The following is a 3,128-nucleotide window of genomic DNA, read 5'->3' on the forward strand; positions in this document are numbered from 1 at the left end:
GTTAAGGGCTGTGTGTTATTACGGACACGGAAAAAGTTGATGATGTCCAGCGCCTTTACATAGTCCTGCTTGTAAATAGCAATTTCCGCCTGCAGCAGCTTTATATCTGCAAAACGGAAAATGATCATGTTGTTGCTCATGTAAGGGTTTAGCTTTAAGCCGGGATTGCGGTAAATAACGTTGCTGTACTTGCGGCACAGCGGGCGGTTATCGTCCCGGTAATCAAACCCTTTCTGGTAGCGTATATCCAGCGTATCGTTAACATCCTGCCCTTTCAGATAATGCCGGCTGAAGTATTCCGGGCGTACGGCCATACGGGCATAATCCCCGTGGTATTTAATGTACTGGTCGCCACGCAGGAACTGCATGCCTATACCGTCATCAGAGCCTTCCAGCTGGTCTTCGCTCATGTTCAGCTCAAAAATGCTTTCGGTGGATTTGCCGATGAAGGTTTTATAATAGTTGGCCGTATCTGTCAGCGTATAGCCGCCGTTGGCTATCAGCGTACTGATGGCAGTATCGGCGCTGTTAATATCCTTCATGTCATTGGCGCCGCCATTGGCTGCATTCAGTGTAGTGCCTCTCCACAGGTACAGGTGGGCCAGCAATGCGTATACAGAACCTTTGTTGGCGGTAACCGCTGCACCGCTGGGATTATCAGCATATCCCCAGTTCAGCAGGCTAATGGCATCGTGGCAGTCTTTTTCTATTTGCTGCATCACGTCTGCCTTGGGGCTGCGGGGCAGCTCCGGCGCTTCCAGCGGGTTTTCGTAATACTCCGTTACCAGAGGCACATCGCCCCATATACGGGTCATGGTAAAGTAGGTGAACGCACGTATAAAAAGGGCCTGCCCCAGCACACGGTTCTTGTATTGCTGCGCATTGGGCACATCTTTTTCCAGGTTGGCATCCGGCACTTTGGGCAGCTCTGCCAGAATGGTGTTGCTCATGGTGATCACCTTAAAAAAACGCGTCCAGTTACCCAGGTCCTTTACGTTATAGGTAAAGGTGTAATCCCCGTTCTGTATGCCTTCCAGCCCATCGCCGTTATAATCAATTACAAAGTAATTCTTGGCAACAGCGTCGCCATACATATAATAGCTGTATTTAAATGCCAGCGCATTCCTTAACAGGGCATAGTTACCTGCCAGGGCGCTTTCACAGTCCTGGGTGGTTTTCCAGTACTTTTCAAGGTAGGTTGAGTTCTTGGGCTCCTGTTCCAGCAGCTTTTTGCAGGAAACAGATAACAGGAACGTGCACAGGAGCATAATATATCTAAGTTTCATAGTAGCAGATTTTACCGGTTTAAAAATTAACACTCAGACCCATGGTATATTTCTTTGGAATGGGGTATCCATTACCGTTATATTCCCCGTAAGGGTTCACGGCTTCTGCGTCCGGCAGGCCTTTTGAACGCTGGAACATGGCTACATTATCCAGTACGCCAAAAATGCTGAACCGGTCTATACCCCACCGTTTCAACAGGTCGGGCCCCAGGTTGTACGTAAGGCTGATGCTTTTAATACGCAGGTAATCGCCCTTCTCTAAAAAGAAAGTTTGTGCAGAGGTATAATAATAACGGTAAGAACCCAGATCGTACTTGGCGTAAGTAGCCTTATCACCGGGTTTGCGCCATATATCCAGCTTGCTGAAATCAGGAGTGGCATATTTTATAAAGCGGTTGGTGGCATCGCCATCCGTTGAGTTGCTGAACTGGTCGGCCTTATAAAGGTTCAGTACATCACGGTCAAAGGTGAAGGTGCAGAAGATGTTCAGTATAAAATTCCTCCAGGTAATTTCATTGTTAAAACCGCCGGTTATCTTGGGGTTCGGATCGCCAATGGGCATCTTGTCCGGGTTAATACCCTCATTAAAGATATCAATGAAGTTATCGCCGTCCAGGTCTGCCAGGTAAAAGTCGCCACCGCGGTAGGTGCCGTTGCCGTTGCGGTATTTTTCACCGGTGTATTTGTTGCCCGGCACATCATCGTCCGTAGCAAATACCCCCAGGTTCTGATACAGGTAAAAAGCGTTCAATGGCTTGCCTACAGAAAGGATGTGCGATTTATCAAAGCGGTCGCCATTCTGGAATACAATGTCACGCCCTCCATTAGGCAGGCTGGTGATCATGTTCTTGTTATAGGAAATATTCAGCCGGGTAAACCATTTAATGGCGCTGTTACGCCGTTTGAACGGGTAGCCGGAAACCGTAAGCTCCACACCGGAGTTACGTACGCCCAGCGCATTGGTGAGCGCATTGTCATAACCGGAGGTAACAGGCAGGATGATACTGAACAGCTGCAGGGAGCTTTGCCGGTTATACACATCTACCGTGGCGGCAAAGTTACCGTCGTTAAATTCCAGGTCTGTACCCAGGTTCCATTGCACACTGCGTTCCCAGCTTAATCCCTTCTGCGCCGCACCATCCTTGAAGTTGGGTGTAATGGCGGTAACGCCGTTGTAAGAGGTGGCGCCGTCATTGCCGGCAAAACCACCGTTATTCACCTTATACAGGTTATACTGTAAATAGTTCTGCTCCGGTAAGCTGCCGGAGGTACCTACGCTGCCCCTTATTTTTACAAGGGAAAAGGTGCGGCTGTGCTGCAGAAAAGGTTCGTCAGAAATGATCCAGGCGGCAGATGCAGAGGGGAAAAAGCCCCATTTACTGTCTGCTCCAAAACGGGAAGAACCATCTGTACGCGCACTTACCGACAGCAGGTATTTGTCTTTAAAGTCATACGCAATACGGGAGTAGTAAGATAACAGCCCGTATGCCTGGTAATCGGATGAGGCTTCAATATTCGTTTGCCGGAAGCCCTGCACCACCTGGATCTGGTCTGAGGAGCCGCCGTAGCCCAGCGCCCGGGTGTTCTGGTACTGGTCATACTGCAGATCTGTACCCAGTATTACGCTCAGGTTATGGTCCTTAAAGCTGTTCGTATAGCTAAGGTAGTTAGAGGACAGCAGGTTGGCGCCGTTATCCGCAAAGGAAAAGGAAAAGCTTCCGCTGTTGGAGGTAAGCGCATTGGTTTTGTTATAATCCCTGCGGCTGGTCTTATAAATATGGGAGTTCTGGGAATTGAGCTTCAGGTGCGGGGTAATGCTTAATCCCAGGTTCAGGTTAATGG

The 3,128-nt window shown here is 49.1% G+C and carries 1 protein-coding gene and 1 pseudogene; both read right to left on the reverse strand.

The genetic code is table 11. The features are described from left to right. Nucleotides 1–1,286, reverse strand: a 1,286-nt coding sequence (locus VIM87_RS29250) for a RagB/SusD family nutrient uptake outer membrane protein (protein WP_332000405.1), incomplete at its 3' end; no start/stop codon positions are given. Nucleotides 1,287–1,305: 19 nt separating this feature from the next. Then, nucleotides 1,306–3,128: pseudogene (locus VIM87_RS29255) on the reverse strand (SusC/RagA family TonB-linked outer membrane protein); the annotation flags it as partial.

The organism is Chitinophaga sp. (genome assembly GCF_036569125.1).
In the GTDB taxonomy this organism is placed as follows: domain Bacteria; phylum Bacteroidota; class Bacteroidia; order Chitinophagales; family Chitinophagaceae; genus Chitinophaga.